The 17,267-nt window shown below is 41.2% G+C and carries 17 protein-coding genes, 2 tRNA genes and 1 pseudogene; 5 read left to right on the top strand and 15 right to left on the bottom strand.

The genetic code is table 11. The features are described from left to right. Window positions 1-431: 431 nt before the first annotated feature. The 10 genes from fumC to mutY form a co-directional block, all read right to left on the bottom strand. Window positions 432-1,826, bottom strand: a complete 1,395-nt coding sequence (fumC, locus tag DPV92_RS06540) for a class II fumarate hydratase (protein WP_111354185.1) — start codon at window positions 1,824-1,826, stop codon at window positions 432-434. A 332-nt stretch (window positions 1,827-2,158) separates the two neighbouring features. Then, window positions 2,159-4,159 carry an OPT family oligopeptide transporter gene (locus tag DPV92_RS06545; protein ID WP_111354186.1) on the bottom strand — a complete coding sequence of 667 codons (2,001 nt, stop codon included), beginning with the start codon at window positions 4,157-4,159 and terminating at the stop codon, window positions 2,159-2,161. A 239-nt stretch (window positions 4,160-4,398) separates the two neighbouring features. Beyond that, the gene (gene lysA, locus DPV92_RS06555) at window positions 4,399-5,646 is read right to left on the bottom strand and encodes a diaminopimelate decarboxylase (RefSeq protein WP_111354188.1); all 1,248 of its coding nucleotides are present in this window, start codon (window positions 5,644-5,646) and stop codon (window positions 4,399-4,401) included. A gap of 47 nt (window positions 5,647-5,693) precedes the next feature. Then, on the bottom strand, window positions 5,694-5,807 hold the full coding sequence (gene lptM / locus DPV92_RS06560; RefSeq protein ID WP_111354189.1) for an LPS translocon maturation chaperone LptM: 114 nt from the start codon (window positions 5,805-5,807) through the stop codon (window positions 5,694-5,696). Between the two features lie 16 nt (window positions 5,808-5,823). Beyond that, on the bottom strand, window positions 5,824-7,212 hold the full coding sequence (gene ffh, locus DPV92_RS06565; protein ID WP_111354190.1) for a signal recognition particle protein: 1,389 nt from the start codon (window positions 7,210-7,212) through the stop codon (window positions 5,824-5,826). 304 nt (window positions 7,213-7,516) lie between these two features. Continuing rightward, window positions 7,517-7,592: transfer RNA gene (locus DPV92_RS06570), tRNA-Asn, on the bottom strand. Between the two features lie 5 nt (window positions 7,593-7,597). Further along, a tRNA-Phe gene (locus tag DPV92_RS06575) sits at window positions 7,598-7,673 on the bottom strand. A gap of 125 nt (window positions 7,674-7,798) precedes the next feature. Next, window positions 7,799-8,896, bottom strand: coding sequence for a membrane-bound lytic murein transglycosylase MltC (gene mltC, locus DPV92_RS06580; RefSeq protein ID WP_111354191.1), 1,098 nt, complete (start codon window positions 8,894-8,896; stop codon window positions 7,799-7,801). Window positions 8,897-8,906: 10 nt separating this feature from the next. Next, window positions 8,907-9,176: an oxidative damage protection protein gene (locus DPV92_RS06585; protein WP_005706474.1), complete on the bottom strand. Its 270-nt coding sequence runs from the start codon at window positions 9,174-9,176 to the stop codon at window positions 8,907-8,909. 2 nt (window positions 9,177-9,178) lie between these two features. Next, window positions 9,179-10,315, bottom strand: a complete 1,137-nt coding sequence (mutY, locus tag DPV92_RS06590) for an A/G-specific adenine glycosylase (protein ID WP_111354192.1) — start codon at window positions 10,313-10,315, stop codon at window positions 9,179-9,181. A 73-nt stretch (window positions 10,316-10,388) separates the two neighbouring features. Between mutY and gloA2 the strand changes: the two genes are divergently transcribed. The 4 genes and pseudogenes from gloA2 to DPV92_RS09930 all read left to right on the top strand — a co-directional run. Beyond that, window positions 10,389-10,793 (top strand): SMU1112c/YaeR family gloxylase I-like metalloprotein, encoded by a 405-nt coding sequence (gene gloA2 / locus DPV92_RS06595; protein WP_111354193.1) that lies wholly within the window; start codon window positions 10,389-10,391, stop codon window positions 10,791-10,793. Window positions 10,794-10,903: 110 nt separating this feature from the next. Continuing rightward, window positions 10,904-11,425, top strand: a complete 522-nt coding sequence (hslV, locus tag DPV92_RS06600) for an ATP-dependent protease subunit HslV (RefSeq protein WP_005708936.1) — start codon at window positions 10,904-10,906, stop codon at window positions 11,423-11,425. A 142-nt stretch (window positions 11,426-11,567) separates the two neighbouring features. Next, complete coding sequence (gene hslU / locus DPV92_RS06605; protein ID WP_192574187.1) at window positions 11,568-12,893, top strand: HslU--HslV peptidase ATPase subunit; 1,326 nt, start codon at window positions 11,568-11,570, stop codon at window positions 12,891-12,893. A 91-nt stretch (window positions 12,894-12,984) separates the two neighbouring features. Continuing rightward, window positions 12,985-13,068 (top strand): annotated as a pseudogene (locus DPV92_RS09930) (transposase); the annotation flags it as partial. A 24-nt stretch (window positions 13,069-13,092) separates the two neighbouring features. Here DPV92_RS09930 and DPV92_RS09935 read toward each other — a convergent pair. From DPV92_RS09935 to DPV92_RS06635, 5 genes are all read right to left on the bottom strand, one after another. After that, complete coding sequence (locus tag DPV92_RS09935) at window positions 13,093-13,329, bottom strand: hypothetical protein (RefSeq protein WP_225791971.1); 237 nt, start codon at window positions 13,327-13,329, stop codon at window positions 13,093-13,095. A 325-nt stretch (window positions 13,330-13,654) separates the two neighbouring features. Beyond that, a complete protein-coding gene (locus tag DPV92_RS06620) occupies window positions 13,655-14,176 on the bottom strand; it encodes a DUF1643 domain-containing protein (protein ID WP_111354196.1) in 522 nt (173 codons plus the stop codon). 36 nt (window positions 14,177-14,212) lie between these two features. Next, window positions 14,213-14,965 carry a PP2C family protein-serine/threonine phosphatase gene (locus tag DPV92_RS06625; RefSeq protein ID WP_111354197.1) on the bottom strand — a complete coding sequence of 251 codons (753 nt, stop codon included), beginning with the start codon at window positions 14,963-14,965 and terminating at the stop codon, window positions 14,213-14,215. Beyond that, window positions 14,965-15,810 (bottom strand): SIR2 family NAD-dependent protein deacylase, encoded by an 846-nt coding sequence (locus DPV92_RS06630; protein WP_111354198.1) that lies wholly within the window; start codon window positions 15,808-15,810, stop codon window positions 14,965-14,967. Before DPV92_RS06630 ends, DPV92_RS06625 begins: the two co-directional genes overlap by 1 nt. Beyond that, window positions 15,807-16,007, bottom strand: a complete 201-nt coding sequence (locus DPV92_RS06635) for a DNA translocase FtsK (protein ID WP_005637831.1) — start codon at window positions 16,005-16,007, stop codon at window positions 15,807-15,809. Before DPV92_RS06635 ends, DPV92_RS06630 begins: the two co-directional genes overlap by 4 nt. A 212-nt stretch (window positions 16,008-16,219) precedes the next feature. Here DPV92_RS06635 and rhuM point away from each other — a divergent pair, with 212 nt between their 5' ends. Further along, window positions 16,220-17,212, top strand: coding sequence for a RhuM family protein (gene rhuM, locus DPV92_RS06640; protein ID WP_111354199.1), 993 nt, complete (start codon window positions 16,220-16,222; stop codon window positions 17,210-17,212). Window positions 17,213-17,267: the final 55 nt, after the last annotated feature.

The raw sequence follows: 17,267 nt of genomic DNA on the forward strand, positions 1-17,267 counted from the left end.
ATTCGACCGCTTATTGTTTTGTAAATTCTCTCAATTTTCCCATTTACATTGGCTGTTTTTACCTCAAAAATGGAGTGAATTCTACTCAAAAAATAATGAACCTATTTACCCTCCAAAATAGATTTGTAAAGATCTTTATCTCTCTCCGAAAACGGATCAAAAAATAGATCTGATTAGATTTTTTGTTAATTTTCTCTGATTTATAGTTTCAGCCTATACATAGCCATACAATAATTATTAAATAGTTATCCACAGGTTTTACCTCTCTCTCCGTTTTCTCCTCTCTCTACTCGCCGTCGCTGAACGCGACGTCAAGCTATCTCTCTCCCACAAGGAGAGAAGAGTGAAATGAGGGTAAGCAGTCATTTTTAACCACTCTTTTACAAAAAAACCACCCATTTGGGTGGTTTCATTTATCTAAACAAGGCGGGTTATTTTAAGCTGCCCACCATATCCTCTGGACGAACCCAAGCATCAAATTGTTCAGCGGTTAATAAGCCTAAGTTAATCGCTTCTTCTTTCAATGTTGTGCCGTTTTTATGCGCCGTTTTTGCGATTTTCGCCGCATTTTCGTAACCGATGTGGGTATTTAACGCAGTCACCAACATTAAAGATTGCTCTAATTGTTGTTTGATGCGTGGATAGTTCGGCTCAATGCCCGCTGCACAGTGTTCGTCAAATGATACGCACGCATCTGCTAATAATTGTGCAGATTGTAAGAAGTTTGCAATCATCACTGGGTTGTACACGTTCAATTGGAAGTGCCCTTGTGAACCCACGAATGAAATGGTGGTATCATTTCCTAACACTTGTGCGCATACCATGGTCATCGCTTCGCATTGGGTTGGGTTTACTTTACCCGGCATAATAGATGAGCCTGGTTCGTTTTCTGGAATTAAAATTTCACCGATACCAGAACGCGGACCTGATGCTAACAAGCGAATGTCGTTAGCGATTTTGAATAAACTCACGGCTAACTGTTTTAATGCACCATGAGTTTCCACGATTGCATCGTGTGCCGCTAACGCTTCGAATTTATTTTCTGCCGTTTCGAATGGTAAAGCGGTGAATTTTGCGATGTAATCTGCAACTAACACATCATAACCTTTTGGTGTGTTCAAACCTGTGCCTACCGCTGTGCCACCTAATGCTAATTGGCGTAAATGTGGCAGGGTGTTTTTCAGTGCGATTAAACCGAAGTGTAATTGTGCGGCATAAGCCGAGAACTCTTGACCTAATGTTAATGGGGTTGCATCCATTAAGTGAGTACGACCAATTTTCACTACATCTTTGAATGCTTCAGATTTTGCTGCTAATGTTTTTTGTAAGCGTTCTACTGCAGGAATGGTGGTTTCTACCACTTTTTTGTATGCTGCAATATGCATTGCCGTTGGGAAGGTATCGTTTGAAGATTGTGATTTGTTCACATCGTCATTTGGGTGAATGATTGATTTTTCGCCCAATTTACCACCGTGTAAAACGTGTGCACGGTTTGCTACCACTTCGTTCACGTTCATATTCGATTGCGTACCTGAACCTGTTTGCCAGATAACGAGCGGGAATTGGTCGTCGAGTTTATTTGCTAGAATTTCATCACAGGCTTGTGCGATTAAATCGCGCTTTTCCGCAGACAACACGCCTAAATCGTGGTTAGCGAATGCCGCCGCTTTTTTCAAATAACCAAAGGCTTCAATGATTTCGTGTGGCATTGAGGCTTCCGGCCCGATTTTGAAGTTATTGCGTGAACGTTCGGTTTGCGCCGCCCAGTATTTTTCTGCTGGTACTTGCACTTCGCCCATAGTGTCTTTTTCAATACGAAATTCCATAAAATACTCCGTGAGTTGTGAAAAGGATTAAATAATAAATTTGGGTTATATAGTACCGATTTCGTGCGGATTGGGCTATGGTTTTGTGTTGGTTTTATGATGTAGATCACATTTTTGACGAGTGATAGAAGGCAACACCCGCGGCATAATAAAAAACCGCCAGTAAAGGCGGTTCTATGTTAAATCTCGTGCTATCGGCGACCTGAGCAATGTTGTTGCTTGACAGTAGCACATTGCCTGATTGTCTTAATACAATCGGGAAGGGGTTAGTTGGTAGCTAATCCCGGCCTCCCAATATTGAATGCCTTACCCCATTCAATTTCAATCCTAACTTACTTCGCTCTCTTCGCACGCAACACGCGGCTAGCAAATAAGAATAAACCGAAGAGGAAGATCGCTAATCCGAGCACTTCTGCCATGCCTTCCCAGTTTTCAAGGTTTAAGGCAAGTGGTGCTTCAGAGCCACCTGAAGTAACGGAAGCAGCGATCACAAACGCTAACACCACCCCCATCAAACTTTCGCCTACAATTAAGCCTGCAGAGAAAAGTGTACCAAAACGTTCTGCTTTAACAGCCACTTCTTTCCTACCCGTGCGTTTTGCATAGTTTGCGATATGGCGGGTAATAAACCAAGCTAAAAATGCCCCAATAATTACAGGCATATTGATTGATGGTGGTAAGTAGATACCGATACCCACAGCGATCACTGGCAAACCGATTTTCTTATCGCTGATTTTTTTCAAGAAAGCATCAATCACAATCAACACTGCGCCTAAACCCACACCGCTTAAAATATAAGTCCATTCCAATTTATTCGAGAAAATCCCTTGTGAAATGGTGGTCATAATAGTTGCTTGTGGCGCAGATAACGCTTGTGATGGATCCATATCTGGACGAGGCAATGCACCGCTGAAGCCGTAAGCATGGTAGAGAATCTCTAACACTGGCGCAATTACCAACGCACCGACGAAGCAGCCGATAATCAAGGCAACTTGTTGTCTCCACGGTGTCGCGTGAACAAGCAAGCCTGTTTTCAAATCTTGCAAGTTATCGTTTGAAATGGTCGCAGTGGTTAAAACGATAGATGCCGTAAAAAGCGTTAAAGCGGTCAAAAATTTCTGACCGTCTGCCGTTTCAAATAAGCCTGCAGAGTTTCCGATGGTCACTAACACTAACGAAATCACGATCACCGAAATAATCCCGATACCTGAAATTGGGCTTGAAGATGAGCCCACTAAGCCTGCCATATAACCTGAAGCAGCCGCTACGAAGAAGCCAATAAAGACTGCTAAGAAAGTACAAACCACCACTAATAACACCGCTAACTCTGGTGAAATCGGTGCAGCAGCGATGAAGTGATAGAGTGAAATCACAATCAAGGCAACAGTGGCGATTAAGATATAAATCATCGTTTTTGGTGAAAGGTCGATATCGATGCGTTCCACCGCTTCGCCCGCATTACCTTTTAGCATACGGAACGAATGCATCATCCCTTCAATCATTGGTTTCATCAAAATTAATAAAGTCCAAATTGCTGCAATCCCGATAGTTCCCACGCCGATAAAGCGCACTTTGGTTTTCCATGCGGTCATTGCCACATCCACCATATTCGCATCAGCTGCCACATCTGCGTGTGCGGTAAAATATGGTACGGCAACGCCCCAAGTGAGGATCACACCGAGCAACATTGCCAAACCGCCTACGATACCGATTAAGTAACCCGCACCGACCAACGCCAACGAGAAACCCATCGGCAGTTGGAACATGGCTTTACCACTGCTTACCCACGCACTTGCGCCATCAGCGACCACGCGTAAACCATTAGTAAAAAAGGCAACCGTTGCTGCAAAAATCCCGCCGTAAGCAATATCTTTCACGCCACTATCACCCTCTTCGTGGTTGCCCGCTTTAAGAATTTCCGCCGCAGCCACGCCTTCAGGGTAAGGCAAGTCGCTATTCACTACCATCGCACGACGAAGCGGAATGGTAAACAACACGCCCAATGTACCACCCGCAGCACAAATCAACATCGTTTGCCAGAATGGAAAATCTTGCCAATAGCCCATCATCAACAAACCTGGCAATACAAAAATCACGGACGAAAGCGTTCCCGCAGACGAAGCCTGCGTTTGCACCATATTGTTTTCCAAAATGCTGGAATCTTTAAAGAATTTCAGCACCGCCATAGAAATCACCGCAGCAGGAATGGAAGACGCAAAGGTCATCCCCACTTTCAGCCCCAAATAGACGTTTGATGCGGTAAACAGCACCGTTATCAACGCCCCCAACACCATCCCCCGTAGGGTCAGCTCTTTTAAATTATCATTATGCATAATGTTTTCCTTGAAGATAAAGATAAAAACGGCTGTACCATCGCAGAAAATGCAGGCTTTTTCAAGCCTTGTTTAAAGAAAATATCCAAAATTTTAGTAATAAAAAGATTTTGTGCGGAGAAATGGAGGAAAAGCAGAGGAAAGTTGTTTCATTATAGCTTAACAAAGAAACAGCCCCAAAGGGGCTGAATTATGCGTCACCGAGGGTAACTTGTTACCCTCGGAGCTTGATAGGGTAGTTAGATGAGTTTCTCCAATCGCCACAAGTCCGCAAAGTCGGCTCTGGCTTTAATCAAATAGGCTTTTGCACCGTCCACCAAAATTTCGACCGCTTGTGGGCGAGAATTGTAGGTGGAAGACATGGTTGCCCCATATGCACCTGCCGAACGCATAGCGATGAGATCGCCTTCGGCAATCGCTAATTCTCTGCCTTTGCCTAAGAAATCTGACGTTTCACAGATAGGTCCCACCACATCATAAGTTGCTTTTTCGCGATCAAGCGATTGATTTACTTCGGTAATTTGCATATAGGCTTCGTAAAGGGCTGGGCGGATCATATCGTTCATACCCGTATCCACAATCGCAAAATTACGGTCTTCATTTGATTTCAGATATTCCACTTTGGTCACTAAAATCCCCGCGTTCGCACTGATCGCACGCCCTGGTTCTAAAATGATTTCCAAGTTCGGGTAATTTTTCAATTTCGCCAACAAAGCCTCCGTGTATTCCGTTGGATGCGGCGGTTCTTCGCCGTTGTAAGGCACGCCCAAGCCACCGCCTAAGTCTAAGTGGTGCAGTTCGATGCCATCTTCTTTGAGCTGCTCGATCAACACGATTAAACGGTCGGTCGCATCTAAGAACGGCTGTAATTCGGTCAGTTGTGAGCCAATGTGGCAGTCCATTCCCGTAATTTTCACATTCGGCAACGTTTTCGCCAAACGATACACTTCATGTGCTTGTTGAACGCTCACGCCGAATTTATTTTTTTTCAATCCTGTGGAAATATAAGGGTGGGTTTTGGCGTCCACGTCTGGATTAACACGCAGAGAAATCGGTGCTATTCTGCCCATTTTGCCTGCCACTTCATTAATGCGGTGCAATTCAGGAATCGACTCCACGTTGAAGCAACGAATACCCACCTCCAATGCACGTTCAATTTCACTGTGCGATTTTGCCACCCCCGAAAAAACCACTTTTGAGGCTTCGCCACCCGCAGCCAACACGCGCTCTAATTCACCTTGCGACACGATATCAAAGCCCGAACCGAGTTTTGCCATTACGTTTAACAGAGCGATATTCGAGTTCGATTTCACTGCAAAGCAGATTAAGTGCGGGTGTGTGCCGAAAGCGTTATCAAAAGCGTGCCAGTGGCGTTCAAGTGTTGCACGAGAATAGATATAAGCAGGTGTGCCATGTTCGCTAATGATGTCGGCAATAGCAACATCTTCTGCGAAAAGTTGTTGGTTTTTATATTCAAAATGGTTCATTGGAATTCCGTTGTGTTTGTAAAAAAATGTTGAAAATTGACCGCTTGTTATTGATTTTGGCCTTGTTGTGCAGGTGCATTTTCAGGGAAATAAAGCGGACCTTTTACCCCGCAAGCGGTTAAAAAACTTGCTAACATTGCAAGAAGAAGAAATTTTTTCATAAATATGCCCTAAAAATTAACGCTTAAACATTCCACCAAGTGCACCTAGACCGCCTAAGCCGCCGCCCATCATTCCTTTCATACCACGCATCATTTTCGCCATGCCGCCTTTACGCATTTTTTTCATCATACGTTGCATTTCATCGAACTGCTTGAGCAATTTGTTCACATCTTGCACCTGCGTACCTGAACCTAATGCAATACGGCGACGGCGAGAGCCTTTGATGATGTCTGGATTTGCACGCTCTTTCAGCGTCATTGAATTGATGATCGCTTCCATTTTGATGAACATTTTGTCGTCTACTTGATTTTTTACGTGATCAGGCAAATTTTTCGCCCCAGGTAATTTTTCCAGCATCGACATCATTCCACCCATTTTTTTCATTTCAACAAGCTGATCGCGGAAGTCATCAAGGGTAAATTCATCGCCTTTTTTGAATTTTTGGGCGATTTTTTCCGCTTTTTCTTGGTCTACGCTGCGTTGTAAATCTTCGATTAACGAGAGAACATCACCCATCCCTAAGATACGTGATGCTACGCGATCTGGATGGAATGGCTCAAGGGCATCGGTTTTCTCACCCACACCTAAGAATTTGATCGGTTTACCTGTAATTTGGCGAATCGATAACGCCGCACCACCACGAGCATCACCATCCACTTTGGTTAAAATAACGCCTGTTAATGGCAATGCTTCGTTGAACGCTTTTGCGGTATTTGCGGCATCTTGACCTGTCATCGCATCCACAGTGAAGAGCGTTTCAATTGGGTTGAGAGCTGCATGAATTTGCTTAATCTCTTCCATCATCTCGCCATCAACGTGTAAGCGACCTGCGGTATCGACAATCAACACATCAAAGAAATTCAGTTTTGCGTATTTTAATGCCGCTTCTGCAATTTCAACAGGCTTTTGCGTGGTTTCAGTTGGGAAGAAATCTACTTTTAACGCTTCCGCCAAAGTTTGAAGCTGTTTGATCGCCGCAGGGCGGTAAACGTCGGCAGAAACCACGAGCACTTTTTTCTTCTCACGCTCTTTAAGGAATTTTGCTAATTTGCCTACCGAGGTGGTTTTACCCGCACCTTGCAAACCTGCCATTAAGATGACCGCTGGCGGTTGAGTGGCAAGATTCAGCCCTTCATTTGCTTCGCCCATTGCTTGCTCAAGCTCAGCACGCACGATTTTAAGGAACTCTTGCCCTGGCGTGAGGCTTTTGTTTACTTCCTCACCGATTGCACGCTCTTTTACTTTATTGATGAATTCACGTACAACAGGCAAAGCAACATCGGCTTCAAGCAATGCCATACGCACTTCGCGGAGGGTATCTTTGATGTTATCTTCGGTTAAACGCCCTTTGCCAGTAATGTTTTTGAGCGTTTTGGAAAGTCTATCAGACAGGTTTTCAAACATTTTTGTTCTCTTTTATTTTTTGTTTGCAAACTAATCCCCTTTTTAGAAAAGAGGGGTTAGAGGAGATTTGATTACGATGTTGATTTCTCGTATGAGCTTCGTTTTATCTTCTGCCAAAATCTCCCCCTGCCCCTCTTTGCTAAAGAGGGGAGTCAATTCTTTGCAAAATATGAATTAAACGAAAAAAATAGATTGGTGCATTATACAAAAAATCCCCTCACTTGGGGAATTTCACGTTAAATATAAATGGTAGGATACTAGAAAAGTGAAAGCCCTGATGATTTCTCATCAGGGCTTCTTAATATGGCTCCTCCTGCGGGACTCGAACCTGCGACATATGGATTAACAGTCCACCGTTCTACCGACTGAACTAAGGAGGAAAAGATGGTGCCTCGAGGCGGAATCGAACCACCGACACGGGGATTTTCAATCCCCTGCTCTACCGACTGAGCTATCGAGGCATCTCGTCGTTTACGGGGTGCATTATGCAGTTTTTTTCAGACACCGTCAAACGTTTTTTTACAAAAAATTAAAAATTCCGTTTATTCGATCTTTTTTTGTGCTAATTGTATTTTTTAGCATCAAATTAACGAACAGAACGATATTTTTCACGGGCTTTAGATACTTTCTTCAAGTAATTTCTTGCCTGTGCTGATGGGTGAGCAGTGGTTAAAATACGATAAACAGCATCTGGCGAAAGCTCGTTAATGCGATCAATCGCTGCATATTTATCATAATCAAACACTTTTAATACCGCGCCCGCTCCGCTGTTATAGGCAGAAATCATCGCATAACTCATTGAAAGCGAGTTCGTAATCCCGTCCAAATACTCATCATGCAAAATGGTAAGGTACATCGTGCCCGCATCAATATTTTGCTCTGGGTTATATAAATAAGCACGATCTGGCTGCCCATCAAATCCTTTGCGAGCAAAAATATCACGCCCAGCCGTTTTTGGCACAACCTGCATCAAACCAATTGCATTCGCATAACTCACCGCATATGGGTTAAATGCTGATTCCACTTCCATAATCCCCAAAATCAAACTTGGCTCAATACCGTAGCGTTTTGCCATCTTGCGAACAAGCGGTAAATATTGACGAGCACGAATTTCAATATGCCCTTCCACCATCTTAATTTGCACTACCGCCACATTTCGCCCATTTTTCAAACGACGTGTTGTAGCATTTTGCACCAAATAATTAGCAAAATCATTAGCAATCACCGCATTAGTCACAAAACGCCCATATTGGTCTTTTACCTGACCTGCAAGGAACGGATTCGCACTAATTGGCGTATCACCAGAGGCAAAAAGGTCAATCCCTTTCGGGTCTCCGCCCATCAATAGCGTGTGCACAATCGCATTTTTCAAGTGAGCCTGATCCGCCAACGTCTCAATCGTAATTATCCCGTCTTCAAACGAAATATGGCTACGGGTGTAATATTGGTCCGTATATTTTACGTAATCTTTTTTGGTCGCCACCAACAATTCTTGGCTGCCCCAAATATCGTCGATATTATGAGAAAACTGTCCCGTTAAAATATCCAAACCATTGGTATCTTTAAAATCATAGTTATGATATTTGCTACCATGTCGTTTCGTCTGTTTTTTCGGGCTACTTCCACACGAAATCAAAAATGGAATCAACGCCAGCAACGGCAAATATTTCGTATATTTTTTCATCTCAATTGCCTTATTCAACTGGTTTGTAACCGTCGATGACCACTTCTTTGCCTTCAAACAAGAAGTTTACCATCTCGGTTTCAAGCAATTTACGATGCTCAGGATTCATCATACTCAATTTTTTTTCATTCACTAACATCGTCTGTTTTTTGATCCACTCGCTCCACGCTTGCTTGCTAATTGAATCAAAAATACGTTTACCTAACTCGCCAGGGTAAAGTTGAAAATCTAATCCTTCTGCTTCTTGTTTTAAATATTCACAAAATACTGTGCGTGCCATAATCAATCCTTATTCTCTTGAGATAATTCATCTAAAATCCGCTTCACGGGCGTTGCTAAGCCTATTTCATTCGGTTGAACCAGATCATACCAATAATTCGCCTTTGAAGATACAAAATAGCGGGAATTTCCCTCATTTTCTGCAACACCAAGCGGCTGATTTTCTCTATTTTTTGGCACATCTAGTTCTACTAAAACAGGAGTGATATCTAAGTGAAAATGACTAAACGTGTGGCGAAACGCGTGTAAATGGCGGCTAATTTGCAGATTTTTATCAGAAATAAACCGCTTGAAACTTGCCTCATCCTCAAACTGCGGGAAAACATACAACCCGCCCCACAAACCTTTCGCCTCCCTCTGTTCCAACAAAATACGAGTGCTTTGCTTTAAGACCAGAAAATACGCCTGTCGTTCGGGCAAAATTTTCTTCGGTTTTTTCGCAGGAAATTTATCCCACGCCGCCAACTGATTCGCTTGGCAAGCCTCTGCCAACGGACAAAGTGAACATTTTGGTTTGGTTCGGGTGCAAATCATCGCCCCTAAATCCATCATTGCCTGATTAAAATCTGTCACTTGCTCGGTCGGTGTAACTTGAGCAGTTAAATGCCAAAGCTGATTTTCCACTGTCTTTTCACCGCTCCAGCCTTCAACTGCGAAATAACGCGATAATACCCGTTTCACATTGCCATCCAAAATCGGATAAGGTGCATTTAATACTGAAGAAAGCACTGCCCCCGCCGTGCTTCTGCCTACGCCAGACAACGCCAATACATCTTCAAATTGGGTAGGAAATTCACCCCCGAATTGATCGCGAATCGTTTGTGCTGCCTTGTGTAAATTACGTGCCCGAGCGTAATAGCCCAAACCTGTCCAGAGATGTAACACCTCATCAATATGGGCATTAGCCAAATCCACCACCGTAGGGAAACGCTCAACAAACCGCTCAAAATAAGGAATGACGGTTGCTACCTGAGTTTGTTGCAACATCACTTCCGACAGCCAAACCTTATAAAGTGTCTTATTTTGCTGCCACGGCAGATGTTTTCGCCCATACACCGCAAACCACGCTAACACCTTGCGGGCAAAAGGAGCATTAGGGTTCGATTGAGCAGTAAAAGCGGAATTTGATGAATTATTCATGAAAATAGGAACTTGAAAAATAGAAAGGGAAAGATGATACTGCAAGCGGTTAAATTTCTCAAAAGGTTTACAAATGACAACACCGATTTTAGGCTTCCACCATGTTGCCATCATTGCCAGCGATTACGCAAAATCTAAACATTTTTACACGGAAATTTTAGGAGCAGAAATCATTGAAGAAACCTACCGAGCTGAACGCCAAAGCTACAAACTCGATTTAAAATTTGCCGATGGGTCGCAGATTGAGCTGTTCAGCTTTCCCAATCCACCCGCTCGCCCTACCACGCCTGAAGCCTGTGGCTTACGCCACTTGGCATTTCGGGTAAAAAACGTAGAACAAGCGGTTGCATTCTTGGCAAGTTTTGCAACTGAATGTGAACCAATTCGAGTCGATGAGCTTACAGGCAAACGCTTTACGTTTTTCAGAGATCCCGATGGATTGCCGTTGGAGTTTTATGAGATAGAAGAAATTGACTAAGTCGCAAGTTTTCCGCAAAACGCCATGAAAATCTCACCGCTTGCTATTGAAAAGCGAGCAATCCTCCCCAATCTAATTGGCAGTTTTTTACTAAAAATAAAGGATCAACAATGACAACGATTGTATGTGTTCGTAAAGATGGCAAAGTGGCGATCGGTGGTGATGGTCAGGCAACATTAGGCAACTGTGTAGAAAAAGGCACTGTACGTAAAGTTCGCCGTTTATACAAAGATAAAGTCGTCACGGGCTTTGCAGGTTCAACCGCTGATGCATTTATTTTGCGTGATTTGTTTGAGAAAAAATTAGAACTGCACCAAGGGCATTTAGTGAAATCTGCCGTTGAATTGGCAAAAGAGTGGCGCACTGAACGTTCTCTTCGCAAATTAGAAGCGATGATGATTGTGGCAAATGAAAGTGAATTTTTGCTCGTGTCAGGCTCTGGTGATGTGATTGAGCCAGAATTTGATGTATTAGCTATCGGTTCTGGCGGTAACTATGCCAAATCGGCAGCATTAGCCTTATTAAGAACAGAAAATAATCTGACTGCGAAAGAAATTGTGGCAGAAGCACTGAAAATTGCGGGCGATATTGATATTTACTCAAATCACAATCACGTTATCGAAGAAGTGTAAAAAAGTCCCCCTCTTTAGAAAAGAGGGGTTAGAGGAGATTTGAAACGATCTTCCCTTTACAAATATTAGCGAAAAAATCACCGCTTGTAACAAATCTTCCCCAGCCCCTCATAAGTAAATAGGGGCGTTTTTCAAGGAATAAATTATGTCAATGACCCCTCGTGAAATCGTCTCTGAATTAGACGCACATATCATCGGACAAACAGAAGCTAAACGTGCAGTGGCAATCGCATTGCGTAATCGCTGGCGCCGTATGCAGTTGCCAGAAGAGCTTCGCCAAGAAGTGACCCCCAAAAATATTTTAATGATTGGCCCAACTGGCGTGGGTAAAACCGAAATTGCTCGCCGTTTAGCAAAATTAGCCAATGCCCCATTTATCAAAGTTGAAGCCACAAAATTCACAGAAGTTGGCTATGTGGGTAAAGAAGTGGAGTCGATTATTAAAGACTTAACTGATGTGGCGGTCAAATTAGTGAAATCGCAAGCAGTAGAGAAAAACCGTATGCGTGCGCAAGATGCGGCAGAAGATCGCATTTTAGACGTGCTGTTACCGCCAGCGAAAGATCAGTGGGGTAACGTGCAAGAATCTGATAACACTTCAACTCGCCAAATTTTCCGTAAAAAATTACGTGAAGGTCAGCTTGATGATAAAGAGATCGAAATTGATGTAGCGGCCCAAGTGAGCGTAGAAATCATGACGCCGCCGGGCATGGAAGATATGACTTCTCAGCTGCAATCTCTATTTGAAGGGATGTCGCCAAACAAAACAAAAAAACGCAAAATGAAAATTAAAGATGCGTTAAAAGTGATGTTAGATGAAGAAGCGGCAAAATTAGTTAATCCTGAAGAGTTGAAACAACAAGCGATTGAAGCAGTTGAGCAACATGGTATCGTATTTATTGATGAGATCGATAAAATCTGTAAAAAAGGCGAACATTCAGGTGGTGATGTCTCTCGTGAAGGGGTTCAACGCGATTTACTGCCAATTATCGAAGGCTCAACAGTAAATACCAAGCACGGCATGGTGAAAACCGACCATATTCTCTTTATCTGCTCAGGCGCATTCCAAGTGGCTCGCCCATCAGATTTATTGCCAGAATTACAAGGTCGTCTACCAATTCGTGTAGAACTCAAATCGCTTACTAAAGATGACTTTGAGCGCATTTTAACTGAGCCAAATGCTTCACTGACTCTCCAATATCGCGAGCTAATGAAAACCGAAGGGGTAGAAGTGGAATTTACCCAAGATGGCATTAGCAAAATTGCTGAATCCGCTTTCCGTGTGAATGAAAAAACCGAAAATATCGGTGCCCGCCGTTTACACACGGTATTAGAACGCTTAATGGACGGTATTTCATTTGATGCAAATGAACGCTCAGGTGAGAAAATTGTGATTGATGAAAATTATGTTTCCGAAGCGTTGAATGACGTGGTGGAAAATGAGGATTTGAGTCGGTTTATTCTCTAATAATATAGGGAAAGCCACTATGGGTTATAAAGCCCATAGTGGCTTTTCTTTTTTGGAAATTCATATGAAATTATTTTTAATTAGCCTAATCCCGAAAATAGTGAAGCCAAAGATGAAAAAGAAAGGCATTAAAATCCCAGAAACCACAGATTTTTCACCTGAAGCGTTTAAAAAGAATAGAAAACGAGATGGTTATCTTTTAAAGCAAATGTCCGTTAAATAAATTTGATAATACTCCACTTAATTTTTTCAACGGCTCATCTAAACGCAGCTGAACCGATAAACGGAAAATCGTCTGCTCAGCAGCATTCAATGATAATAATTGGGTCAGCGTATCAATATTTTGTTGAATAATTGGATTCTCGTTTACGCAGAGAGCGGTCAATTTGGGCAACGTTTTATTTCGCGCTTGTAATAATTTTTTACTTTCGCACAAAAATCATCGCTATTCTCCATTTCACTCGGTAAACCTAAGGCTTCCGCAATATTGTCATATCGCCAATTATTCTCACGAAAAACCTCTGAAAATCCTCGATATTCCAATAAAAGTTGCAACATTAATTTTTTCGGTATACGGGGAAACTGATGGGGGGTTAAGTTTGAATTTAGATATAATCATCACTCCAATAAAAAATGCTCAAACCTAATAGGCTTGAGCATAGTTTAAGAAGTAGAGCGACAGATTGTGTCGTCTAGATTAAATGTAACGTTTTAACTTTGCCTTCATTGTCTTATTCTTCAATAATAATCAAAGAAGACATCTATAACGTTTTTAGATAATCATCCATATCTATTGGTGTAAATGCTTGATATGAGACATATAATGGATGTCTAGGCTGACCTCTTTTAGTTAATGTCCCCACTTGAAACCAATTAGGATTACAACTCTCCAGTTTTTTATAAATCATTTTAATACTGTCTAGTAAATAAGCACGAGAAAAAATATTATTTCCCCATGCCAATAAGATATTAGCCTTCTTTTCTTTTTTTATTAACTCATAAATAATAGAAAGATTTTCCTCCAGTATTTTTTTATCAGCCTCATCAGGTAAATCATCTGGATACGTATCTCGTTTAGGATATAAATTTAGCATAATAAAGCTAGTGTAGCCGTTATACTCAGCTAATCCCATTACCTTTCTAATTGTATTATCAGGTGTTTTATCACATGCAGTACTTGGATTTAACCCAATTACAAAAAGTGTTTTTTCTGACTGAGAACCTAACGCATAACGATAATTATTTTCTGCATCAGTAAGATAAACATCAATAAGATATTCCATAACATACTCCATTAATTAACTTATTTTGATTAATAATTATACTCTACAAATCATCACCGACAAATCATCATAAACCTCTTTTTTTGCAACTAATTTACGACACACCGTCAATCTTGATTTATCATTATCATATTGTTTCCAAATTTTTTCTCTTACTTCAGCAGAAAGTCCATCTGTTAATCCATCAGAACACAGTAATAAACTTTCCCCTTGTTGAATTTCAATTTCTTGATAAAAAATTTTATCTTGAAATTCGGAATAATCGGCGACTAAACAAGAAGAAACACCACCATAAATCGTGGCAAAATCTTCTTCTTTTTTATCGGGGAAATCAGCCAATAATTCAGAAAGAATAGAATGATCTTGGGTAATTTGCTGCCATTTACCTTGGGCATCAATTAAATAAGCTCGGCTATCCCCTACGCTGAGAATTTTGGCTTTACAGGTTATTTGGTCAATCTCAGCAGCCACAAACGTGGTCGCCGAACCAAAATAATCCTCTGCCAATTCTGCTGATAAACTGGATTGTAAATCGTAGATCGTTTGACGATTTATGCTTTCCATTTTGCTTAATAATTGCATTGCCAATTTGCTCGCTTTTTCCGAACGATTGCTATTGGAAATACCGTCTGCCACGCCCACAATAAAGTGAGGTCGGTTTTCAAGGCGTTTTTCAGCCGTTTTGAGTTTATATTGAAACACCGCCTCGCCATTAAAAAGGGCATCTTGGTTGTGTCGCTTGTTGCTGCCAATTTGTTGGCAGAAGGTAATTTCGCAAAAATTTTCCATTATTCAACCGCTTGTTGAGAAGTATTTAGAAGGCTATCAATCGCTTTTAACGCATCTAACGCTTTCATTTCGAGACTTAAAAAGTGCATTTTCGGCACGCCTGCATCTTGTGGGTTAATACGAATAAATCCACCTTTTTTTGCTTTCGCCGTACGTTCAGAAAATCGACGCACAGTTGGAATGGCTTTCCCGGCTCCCAGTTCGATGACGACGAGATTTTGCACTTCTTTTAACCACGATTCTAACCGCACTTTTTTAAAATCCTGATATTGGCTTGCATAACTCCAATCATTAAACATTAATACATTTTGACGAGCAAAGCCCCCACAATAAGGACAATGTGGTTTTTCACTGGTTAAACATAAGTTTTCATTATCCACTACAGGTTGAAAACTTGATGCAGACCAACTTAATCCTCGACAATTATTGATACACTGAAGACGCTCCAAAGTACCGTGTACTTCATAAACATGGCTATCATCAAAACCAGCCTTTTGAAAATGCCCATCAACATTACTGGTAAAAACAAAATATCCATGAGATTTATCTCCTGCCCAGCGTTTTAAAATCTGATACCCTTCGTGAGGAATAGTATTTCGGTATTGAACTAATCGATGTCCATAAAACCAATAGGCAAGTTCCTGATTATGCTTATAAGCTAGTGGTGTCGCGATGTCTTCAAAAGATATATTATGTTCTTTAAACATAGGATAAGCATTCCAAAATCCGCCAACACTGCGGAAATCGGGAAGCCCAGAATCTACGCTCATACCCGCACCAGCTGTAATTAAAATGCCATCCGCTTTGCGGATAAGCTCCACTGCATAATTCAAATCATTTTTCATAATACTTTTCTCTGTCCATTTTTCATTGATGAAATAATACCCGCTTGTTCCAACTGTTCTAAAATTTGCCCAGCTCGATTAAAACCTAACATAAATCTACGTTGAATCATCGAGCAAGATGCAACTTTTTGTTGTTGCACAAATTTTTTTACATCCTCAAAAAGTGGATCTCTTGCCATAATTACTTTCATTGCCATTATTTGCTCCTTTTTCTTAATTAAAGGCTTTATAAATATGTAAGAAGTAAAGAATTTCTCTTTATGGAGAGATTATATGAAAGGAAGCGACAACTTGTGTCGTTTGCGAATGTTGAAAGCGGTTATTTTTAGAAGATTTTTTGCAAATAAGGTTATCTGTATTGCAATATTCATATTTATCTGTTTATATATAACTTATTAAGGAAAATAATATGAATAACCAAAACCCGATTGAAATTTACCAAGCTCAAGATGGCACAACGCAAGTAGAAGTAAGATTTGAAAATGACACCGTTTGGCTAAGTTTACAGCAAATGGCTGATTTATTTGGGCGAGATAAGTCAGTTATTTCACGTCACTTACGCAATATCTATACTGATGGTGAGTTAAATAGAGAAGCAACTGTTGCAAAAAATGCAACAGTTCAAATTGAAGGCAAAAGACAAATTAATCGAACAATCGAATACTATAATCTTGATGTAATTATATCTGTCGGTTATAGAGTTAATTCTATTTTAGGTACTAAATTTAGAATTTGGGCAACTGCACGTTTAAAAAAATATCTGACTCAAGGCTATGCCATTAACCAAAAACGTTTACAGCAAAATGCTCACGGATTAGAACAAGCACTTGCGCTTATTCAAAAAACGGCAAATTCAGCGGAATTAACACTAGAAAGTGGTCGTGGATTAGTGGATATTGTCAGCCGTTATACGCATACGTTTTTATGGCTACAACAATATGATGAAGGTTTACTTGCCGAACCACAAACACAGCAAGGCGGTACATTACCGACTTATACTGAGGCTTGTTCTGCACTAGCAGAGTTAAAATCACAGCTGATGGCAAAAGGTGAAGCAAGTGATCTATTTGGACGTGAACGAGATAACGGCTTATCTGCGATTTTAGGCAATTTAGATCAAAGTGTATTTGGTGAACCTGCTTATCCAAGCATTGAAGCAAAAGCAGCGCATTTACTTTATTTTGTCGTCAAGAATCATCCTTTTTCAGATGGTAATAAACGTAGCGGTGCATTTTTATTTGTGGATTTCTTACATAGAAATGGACGTTTGTTTGATCATAATGGGCATCCGGTTATCAATGATACTGGGCTTGCAGCACTCACTTTATTAGTTGCAGAATCTGATCCGAAACAAAAAGAAACGCTTATTAGGCTTATTATGCATATGCTTAAACATAAGTAAGATAAGTAATGATAAATAGCGACCAAAGTCGCTATTTGTTTAAAAAGTGCGGTTG

The organism is Pseudohaemophilus paraphrohaemolyticus (assembly GCF_003253115.1).
Lineage (GTDB): Bacteria > Pseudomonadota > Gammaproteobacteria > Enterobacterales > Pasteurellaceae > Haemophilus_A > Haemophilus_A paraphrohaemolyticus_A.

Excerpts from the sequence above, each read along its gene's own strand:
- fumC (WP_111354185.1), bottom strand. The coding sequence starts at position 1,826 with ATGGAATTTCGTATTGAAAAAGACACTATGGGCGAAGTGCAAGTACCA.
- DPV92_RS06545 (WP_111354186.1), bottom strand. The coding sequence starts at position 4,159 with ATGCATAATGATAATTTAAAAGAGCTGACCCTACGGGGGATGGTGTTG.
- lysA (WP_111354188.1), bottom strand. The coding sequence starts at position 5,646 with ATGAACCATTTTGAATATAAAAACCAACAACTTTTCGCAGAAGATGTT.
- lptM (WP_111354189.1), bottom strand. The coding sequence starts at position 5,807 with ATGAAAAAATTTCTTCTTCTTGCAATGTTAGCAAGTTTTTTAACCGCT.
- ffh (WP_111354190.1), bottom strand. The coding sequence starts at position 7,212 with ATGTTTGAAAACCTGTCTGATAGACTTTCCAAAACGCTCAAAAACATT.
- mltC (WP_111354191.1), bottom strand. The coding sequence starts at position 8,896 with ATGAAAAAATATACGAAATATTTGCCGTTGCTGGCGTTGATTCCATTT.
- DPV92_RS06585 (WP_005706474.1), bottom strand. The coding sequence starts at position 9,176 with ATGGCACGCACAGTATTTTGTGAATATTTAAAACAAGAAGCAGAAGGA.
- mutY (WP_111354192.1), bottom strand. The coding sequence starts at position 10,315 with ATGAATAATTCATCAAATTCCGCTTTTACTGCTCAATCGAACCCTAAT.
- gloA2 (WP_111354193.1), top strand. The coding sequence starts at position 10,389 with ATGACAACACCGATTTTAGGCTTCCACCATGTTGCCATCATTGCCAGC.
- hslV (WP_005708936.1), top strand. The coding sequence starts at position 10,904 with ATGACAACGATTGTATGTGTTCGTAAAGATGGCAAAGTGGCGATCGGT.
- DPV92_RS06620 (WP_111354196.1), bottom strand. The coding sequence starts at position 14,176 with ATGGAATATCTTATTGATGTTTATCTTACTGATGCAGAAAATAATTAT.
- DPV92_RS06625 (WP_111354197.1), bottom strand. The coding sequence starts at position 14,965 with ATGGAAAATTTTTGCGAAATTACCTTCTGCCAACAAATTGGCAGCAAC.
- DPV92_RS06630 (WP_111354198.1), bottom strand. The coding sequence starts at position 15,810 with ATGAAAAATGATTTGAATTATGCAGTGGAGCTTATCCGCAAAGCGGAT.
- DPV92_RS06635 (WP_005637831.1), bottom strand. The coding sequence starts at position 16,007 with ATGGCAATGAAAGTAATTATGGCAAGAGATCCACTTTTTGAGGATGTA.
- rhuM (WP_111354199.1), top strand. The coding sequence starts at position 16,220 with ATGAATAACCAAAACCCGATTGAAATTTACCAAGCTCAAGATGGCACA.